A 7247-nucleotide genomic window follows, 5' to 3' on the forward strand; every position below is an offset into this window, starting at 1 on the left:
GCCCCGCCCTCCCCCGAGGCGGTCTACCTCACCTCGGAGCCCACGGCGAGCATGAACCTGCCCTTCTCGGACGCCGTGCGCGTGGGGCACCTGCTGTTCCTCTCCGGCCAGATCGGGAACATCCCCGGTACGACGGACCTGGCGCCCGGGGGCATCCAGGGTGAGGCCCGCCAGACCATGGAGAACATCAGGACGGTCCTGGAAGCCAATGGATCCTCCATGGACCGGGTGATCAAGGCCACGGTCATGCTCGCGGACATCGCCGAATGGCCCGCCTTCAACGAGGTGTACGTCACGTACTTTCCCGGCGACAAGCCGGCCCGCAGCGCCTTCGCTGGCAGCGGCCTGGCCTTCGGCGCGCGGTGCGAAGTCGAGGTGATCGCCACGGTGGGGGAATAGTTTTTTTTGTCGAGAATGCACTCCAGCTTGGCCGACTAATACTGTGTAAGGGTATTCCTGTATATAAATTCGTTGCATAAGGAGTATAAGTTGGCTAAGAAACCCTGGATCAATGTAGTAATAAAAGGTGCCTTGATTACGGTTGGCTTTGGCTTGTATGTTTTCGTGGAATCCGGTACGAGAGACCGGTTGTCCAGACTGGAAGACAAGATTGACCGTGTGGAGACCAAGGTTGATGAAGTGCGCGGATATCTGAAGTTCAATGTCGCCAAAGATCAATAACCATGGCTAAAGGCAAGTTCTGGCACGACGGATTGCAGTTCTCCTGCCACGGGTGCGGCCATTGCTGCACCTTCCCCGGTGGATTCATCTACGGCAGCGAGAAGGAGTTCCGGCGCATCGCCGAGTACCTGGAACTGCCGTTCGAGACCTTTCTGGAAAAGTATACGGAAGTGATCGACGGCTACGTCTCCCTGGTCTCTCCGGATGACGGTCCCTGCGTATTCTACGACCAGGGATGTTCCATCTATCCGGTGCGGCCGTCCCAGTGCAGCAGCTATCCCTTCTGGCAGGACATCCTGAAATCCAGACGACGGTGGGAACGGGAAGCGGAGACGTGCGGAGGCATGAACAACGGGAAGCGCTGGACGCGCAAAGAGATCGAGACGCAGGCGGCAAGCCGGACGGAAAACCTGATGGCGGCGAAGAAACGGGCGTAGGGAGTGCACACACATGGACGACGATAGTCTGGATGACAAGCGTGTGGATGAGCTGGATTCGGCGGATGCGGAAAGCGGACTGGACCGGCGCGCGTTTATCAGGGTGAGTGCCCTGGCCGGCATGGCCGGCGCGGCCGGTGCGGCGGGCGTCGCGGCGTCCGGTTGCAGTAGTGCGGGCGAGCTGGATGGATCGTCGGGAAGTGCGGGCGCGGGCGGCCCGATCGGAGCTGGCACGGGTGGTTCGGGTGGCGACCCGGAGGCCCTCGCCGCCGACCTGAGGGACAACGTCTACACCCGGCTGCTCGGCGTGCGGCCCCATGTGGGCGCCCACGAGCACCTCTCGAGCATGGGCGGCTCGCGCATGCCGGCCGAGGTGATGGAGGCCATGGCCGAGGCCAACCGCTACTTCGTGGACATGGCGGAGCTGCACGACGCGGCGGGACGACGCATCGCCGAGATCATGGGGGCGGAGGCCGCCCTGGTTTCGTCCGGCGCCTTCGCGGCGATGCTGGTGGGCGCGGCGGGCGTTTTGACCGGACCCGACCAGGAAAGGATGCGGCTTCTGCCCAATCCGACCTGGCCGAAGGTGGAATGCCTGTTCCAGACGGCCCATCGCTTCTTCTACGACAACGTGTTCGGTTTCGCGGGCATGAAGCTCGTTGAGGCCGGCACCCGCGCGGAATACGAGGCGGCCATCACGGATCGGACGGCGCTGCTCGTGGGGCTGGCCTACATTGAGCACCAGACACGGGGCGTTCCGCCCTTTCCCGTGCGCCACCGGCAGGAACACGACCCCGAGACGCTCATGCCCATGGAGATCATCGAGATCGGCCGGCGCAGGGGCGTGCCGGTGATGATCGACCTGGCATCCAACCTGCCGCCGAAGGAGAACCTGACGAAATACCTGGAAGCCGGCGCCGACCTGGTCGTGGTCAGCGGGGGCAAGGGGATTCGCGGTCCGAACTCGACGGGGATCCTCGCGGGCCGCGCCGATCTGATCCACGCCGCCCGCATGCAGAACGCGCCGGTCAACGGCATCGGCCGGGGACTCAAGGTCGGCAAGGAGGAGATCGTCGGCCTGGTCGCCGCGCTGGAGCGGTACGTGGCCCTCGACGAAGACGAGGAGATCGCGGCCTGGAACGCGAAGGCCCGCTGGCTGGCGGATCAGTTGCAGGGCATCGACGGCGTGGAAGCCCGCTACGAGCTCAACACCCACGGGTACTGTGACGTGGAACTGCGCTGGGACGAGGCGGTGATTCCCCTGTCCCGGGAAGACGTGGGCCGGCTCTTGCGCGCGGGCGATCCGAAGATCATCTACGACGGTCCGGGCCCGCGCACGCTGCAGCTCGAGGAAGGCGAAGTCGAGCTCGTGGCCCGCAGGCTGCGGGAGCTGTTCACCACGGGAAGCTAAAGTAACTCCGAAAGGATGGGCATGGCCGACGAAAATCCGAACGGAAGCCGTGCGTCAGCCGGAAGCGGCACGCCTTGCGGTTCGCCTGCCGGTGACCATCTGACCTACGAGGACGCCGGCGTGGATTACGACCGGATCGATCCCCTGAAGGTCCTCGCCCAGCAGGCGGCGCGGGCCACGGGGGCCAACCTCGAACGCGCGGGTGCACACACAGGTGTCCGCGAGGTGACGGCCAGCCGCGGCGAGTCGGCCTACGTAGTGGACATCGGCGACGCCTATCTCGCCTCCATCACCGAATGCCTGGGCACCAAAGCCCTGGTGGCGGACGCGATGCGGAAGGTGCCGGCGGGATCGGGGTCGCCAGGGCCGCCAGCGATGTCTGGGGAGCCGGGACGGACCTGGTACAACCACATCGCGCAGGACACCATCGCCACGGCCGTCAACGACCTCGTCACCGTAGGCGCACGGCCCCTGAGCATCCACGCCTACTGGGCCGCCGGTTCCTCGGAATGGTTCGACGACACCGAACGCATGAACGACCTGGTCGACGGCTGGAAGGCGGCCTGCGACGTCCTGGGCGTGGCCTGGGGCGGCGGCGAGACGCCCTGCCTGACCGGCGTGGTGGAGGAAGGCGCCATCGACCTGGCCGCCTCCTGTGTGGGCATCATCCGGCCGAAGTCGCGCCTCACCCTGGGCGAGGACCTGGCGGCCGGCGACGCGATCGTCCTCCTCGAAAGCAGCGGAATCCACGCCAACGGCCTCACCCTCGCACGCAAGCTGTCCGAACGGCTTCCTGAGGGATATGCCACGGCCATGCCCGGCGGCCGGACGTACGGCGAGGCCCTGCTCGACCCCACCGTGCTCTATCCTCCCGTTACCGAGGCGGCCTTCGAGGCCGGCATCGGCCTGCGCTACATCGCCAACATCACCGGCCACGGCTGGCGAAAGATCATGCGCCACCCCGGCCGGTTCACCTACCGCATTTCCGAAGTGCCGCCCGTTCCCGAGGTCCTGCGGTTCATGGTGGATAAGACCCGGCAGACGGTGGAAGAGGCCTACGGTAGCCTCAACATGGGCGCCGGCTTCGCCCTCTTCGTCCGCCCCGAGGACGGGGATGCGGCGGTGGCCTGCGCCGAGGCGCGAGGCATCCGCGCCTGGAACGCCGGCGTAGTTGAAGATGGCCCCCGCCAGGTGGTCATCGAGCCGCTGGGCGTGACGCTCAGCGGAGAAAGTCTCGCCCTGCGGGACTGAGTCGGTGCGTTTCCTCCAGCCTTTCTTCTTACTTTTTCTAAGAAAAACTCCGAGTATCGCCTTGTGATCTCCGACTGATACGTTTTAGAGGTCGGTTATTCATGCTTTGTCACACTCACCAGGAGGTCGGAAGATGACTGGAATGTCCCGAGAGAACTGGTCCTTTGGCGTGCAGATCGTATCGGCCATAGGCATCCTCGTAATCGCCGTCGTCACTTTCATCAATTCTTCCAACAAGGAATTTCGGGATGAGATTCGGACCGAGTTGACCGGATTGCGGACGGAAATGCAATCCGAATTCGCCTCCATACGTTCCGAAATCCACGATATGAATACACGCCTCGGTCGGGTCGAAGGTTACCTGCGCGTATCGGTAAACGAATAGAAATAACCACTGCTGTTGGTACTTCCTGAATAGTGGGATGAATGCCGGTATCATATTGATGATCTGGTAACAACAACTGAGGTCTGTATAATGTGCGAACACAGCAAGAGAGATTGGTCGTGGACACCGGTAATCACAGTCGCCGGAATGCATGTTATGATGACGGGTATCATCGTTACGATTATGCTCTTCTTAATTGGTGACCTAAATAACAGGGTTCTTTCGGTAGAAGAGAAACTGAGAGACTTGATTGAGGTTGTAACACGCGTAGAGACTAAAATCGACAAAAGTAAGCAGGAAGTGACCAAATAGAAACGAGTCAGGGAGAGGTCGTACTATGGAAATCGCTCAACTGGTCGTATCGCCGGCGATCTTATTGGGAGCATTCATCTTTTTCTGGAAAGTATCCAAGGCGGGTAGAATGGAACTCGAGACCAGGCTGGTACAGCGCATGGATCGAATGGAGGACAGGCTTGATTCGCGTATTGTCGCACTGGAAGACAAGATGGATAACCGCTTTATCGCGACGGAAGCGCGCTTTGTCGCTCTGGAGAACAAGATGGACAGACGTTTTATCTCCTTGGAGGACAAGATGGATAAACGTTTTGTCGCTTTGGAGGACAAGATGGACACCCGTGTTGGCCGGCTGGAAGGGGTACTGATCACACAGCAGGAGGCGTCTTGATGCCTCACGCTACAGTCCGGAACAGTACACCACACCTTCTGCGCTTTGTATACCGTCTATCCACGTCCGGAACGCTGAGGTCGGTGGTACGCACAGACCCGTAACTGACAACGTTAGCCAGCTCACATTTTCGAGTCCGGTAAACGTATCCGGCAATGGTCCGGTAAGTCCGGAGTTTTCGGCGAGCCACAGTGTCCCGAGTTCTGTGAGTTGACCCAGCTCCGGCGGGATCGCTCCTGTCAATCGATTGTCGTCAAAAGTCAGCGACGAGAGGTTTTCGAGTTGACCGAATTCGGAAGGGATGTTTCCTGTGAAATTGTTGTCCTTAAACCACAGTTCCCTGAGGTTGGTGAGTTGCCCCAGTTCCGGCGGTATGTTCCCGTTTAACTCGTTCCTGTCAAAAAAGAGGTTCTCGAGTCTGGTAAGCTGTCCCAGTTCCGGTGGAATGCTCCCGGTCAGCATGTTATAACCTAAACCCAGGAAGGTAAGCTCGGTGAGTTGCCCCAGTTCCGGCGGTATGTTCCCGGTCAAACTGTTTTTACTCAAACTCAGTTTTTCGAGATTGGTGAGTTGTGCCAGTTCCGACGGAATGTCCCCTGTCAGTCTGTTGCTGGAAAGGCTCAGGTCTGTAAGTTCCGTGAGTTGCATTAACTCAATGGGTATTTCTCCCGTCAACTCATTGGCGGAAAGTCCAAGCCTTTCAAGTCTGTACAGTTGCCCCAGTTCGTGCGGTATCGTCCCCGTAAACCGATTTCCGTCAAGGTCCAGGTGCGTTAGGTCGGTGAGTTGCCCGAGTTCGGGCGGGACATTTCCCGACAACTCGTTATTCAGTAGATGTACCGTCGTAAGGGAAGTCAGTTGTCCCAGCTCCGCAGGAATATCACCGGTCAACTCGTTGCCGCTGATATCAAGTGATCTGAGGTAGGTCAATTGACCGAATTCCGGGGGAATCCCTCCTGTCAATCCGTTGTCTGACAGCCACAGCAAGCCGAGATCGGTGAGTTGTCCCAATTCGGATGGGATATTCCCGGTCAAATCGTTCGATGCCAACCACAGGAAGGTGAGATTGGTGAGCAGTCCCAGTTCGGGTGGGATGTTCCCCGTCAGTTCGTTCCATGACAGTTCCAGACTCTCCAGCGCCGAGAGATTACACAGTTCAGCGGGGATGGGGCCCCGCAGATTGTTTTGCCCCAATTGAATTTGGGTTACTTCACCGGCGGAGTTTGTCGTTATGCCGTGCCACTCGCTGAGGGGTACATCACTCAACCAGTTGTCGTTGTTGTTCCACTGGCCGCCATTCGTGGCATGATAAAACGCCGTCAGTGTCTCACGGTCCAGTCCGGTGCCTTTCACCGAAATCAACGATACGGAAGATACCTCCCCAGTTTGGGCGGTGATCTCCACGATTCCGCCAGCCACCCCGGTCACCAGACCCTGTTCATCGACGGTGGCGATCGATTCGTCGCTGCTTGACCAGGTTACGTCCGCGCCGTCGATCGCATGCCCGTTATGATCGAGCACCGTGGCCGTCAACTGCACCGTATCGCCGGCCGCCGCCAGTATGGATTCATCCGGATCGATCACGATGCTGGCGGGGGTCTGCATGACCTTAATGTCGCTGCTTGCCGATAGATCGCCCGATGTGGCCGTGATGGTCGCGTCGCCGTTGTTAACCGCGGTCACGAGGCCGTCGTCGTTCACCGTTGCCACCGTCGTGTCGCTGCTCTGCCAGGCCACGGCGGCCCCCTCGATGGTCCGGTTATTCGGATCGACCACCGTCGCGATGAGTTGGACGGTCTCGCCGATGGCCGTGAGTATGGTCTCGGAAGGTTCGATCGCGATACCGGTGGGCGTCTGCATGACCCTGACGGTGATATCCTGCTCGGTACTGCCGGAACGGGCTGTTATCCGGGTCGTGCCGTTGCCGGTCGAGGTAACCAGACCGGTAGTGCTCACGCGTGCCACTTCCGTATCGCTGCTCCGCCAGGTCACGTTGGCCCCTTCGATCGTCTGCCCGTTGCGGTCCTGTACCCTGGCGGCGAGTTGCACGGTCTCGCCGATGGCCGTCAGGGTGGCCTCCGCGGGTTCGATTTCGATCCTGCCGACGGTCTGAACGACCTTTACTTCAACGTCCTGTGTGATATTACCGGACATCGCCGCTATACGGGTCGTGCCGTACTTGACGGCAGTCACCAGGCCGGCCGTGCTGACCGACGCGATCTCCGAGTTCCGACTGGTCCAGGTTACGGTGATCCCGGTCATTACGTTGTTGTTCTGATCGAAGACCTGCGCAGCCAGTTGGACCGTCTGGCCGATCTCATTCAGCGTCACCGATGCCGGCGTGATAGTTATGCGGGTCGCTACCGGGGGCGGCGGCGGTTGCGACGGGGCCGACGG

General features: G+C 60.5%; 8 protein-coding genes. 7 read left to right on the forward strand and 1 reads right to left on the reverse strand.

Going from position 1 to position 7247, the window contains the following annotated elements:
- Positions 1 to 51: 51 nt before the first annotated feature.
- The 7 genes from F4Z81_02180 to F4Z81_02210 all read left to right on the forward strand — a co-directional run bounded on the left by F4Z81_02180 (position 52) and on the right by F4Z81_02210 (position 4850).
- Positions 52 to 399: a RidA family protein gene (locus F4Z81_02180; GenBank protein MXW03855.1), complete on the forward strand. Its 348-nt coding sequence runs from the start codon at positions 52 to 54 to the stop codon at positions 397 to 399.
- Between the two features lie 90 nt (positions 400 to 489).
- The gene (locus F4Z81_02185; protein ID MXW03856.1) at positions 490 to 681 is read left to right on the forward strand and encodes a hypothetical protein; all 192 of its coding nucleotides are present in this window, start codon (positions 490 to 492) and stop codon (positions 679 to 681) included.
- Between the two features lie 2 nt (positions 682 to 683).
- Positions 684 to 1118, forward strand: a complete 435-nt coding sequence (locus F4Z81_02190; GenBank protein ID MXW03857.1) for a YkgJ family cysteine cluster protein — start codon at positions 684 to 686, stop codon at positions 1116 to 1118.
- Positions 1119 to 1131: 13 nt separating this feature from the next.
- Positions 1132 to 2529 (forward strand): hypothetical protein, encoded by a 1398-nt coding sequence (locus F4Z81_02195; protein ID MXW03858.1) that lies wholly within the window; start codon positions 1132 to 1134, stop codon positions 2527 to 2529.
- A gap of 21 nt (positions 2530 to 2550) precedes the next feature.
- The gene (locus F4Z81_02200) at positions 2551 to 3780 is read left to right on the forward strand and encodes a phosphoribosylformylglycinamidine cyclo-ligase (GenBank protein MXW03859.1); all 1230 of its coding nucleotides are present in this window, start codon (positions 2551 to 2553) and stop codon (positions 3778 to 3780) included.
- A 133-nt stretch (positions 3781 to 3913) separates the two neighbouring features.
- Positions 3914 to 4165: a hypothetical protein gene (locus tag F4Z81_02205; protein MXW03860.1), complete on the forward strand. Its 252-nt coding sequence runs from the start codon at positions 3914 to 3916 to the stop codon at positions 4163 to 4165.
- A 337-nt stretch (positions 4166 to 4502) separates the two neighbouring features.
- Complete coding sequence (locus F4Z81_02210) at positions 4503 to 4850, forward strand: hypothetical protein (protein MXW03861.1); 348 nt, start codon at positions 4503 to 4505, stop codon at positions 4848 to 4850.
- Between the two features lie 9 nt (positions 4851 to 4859).
- Here the strand turns inward: F4Z81_02210 and F4Z81_02215 are convergent.
- Positions 4860 to 7247: hypothetical protein (locus F4Z81_02215; GenBank protein ID MXW03862.1), on the reverse strand; the 2388-nt coding region annotated here is incomplete at its 5' end.

Source organism: Gemmatimonadota bacterium (assembly GCA_009835325.1).
Taxonomy (GTDB): domain Bacteria; phylum JAAXHH01; class JAAXHH01; order JAAXHH01; family JAAXHH01; genus JAAXHH01.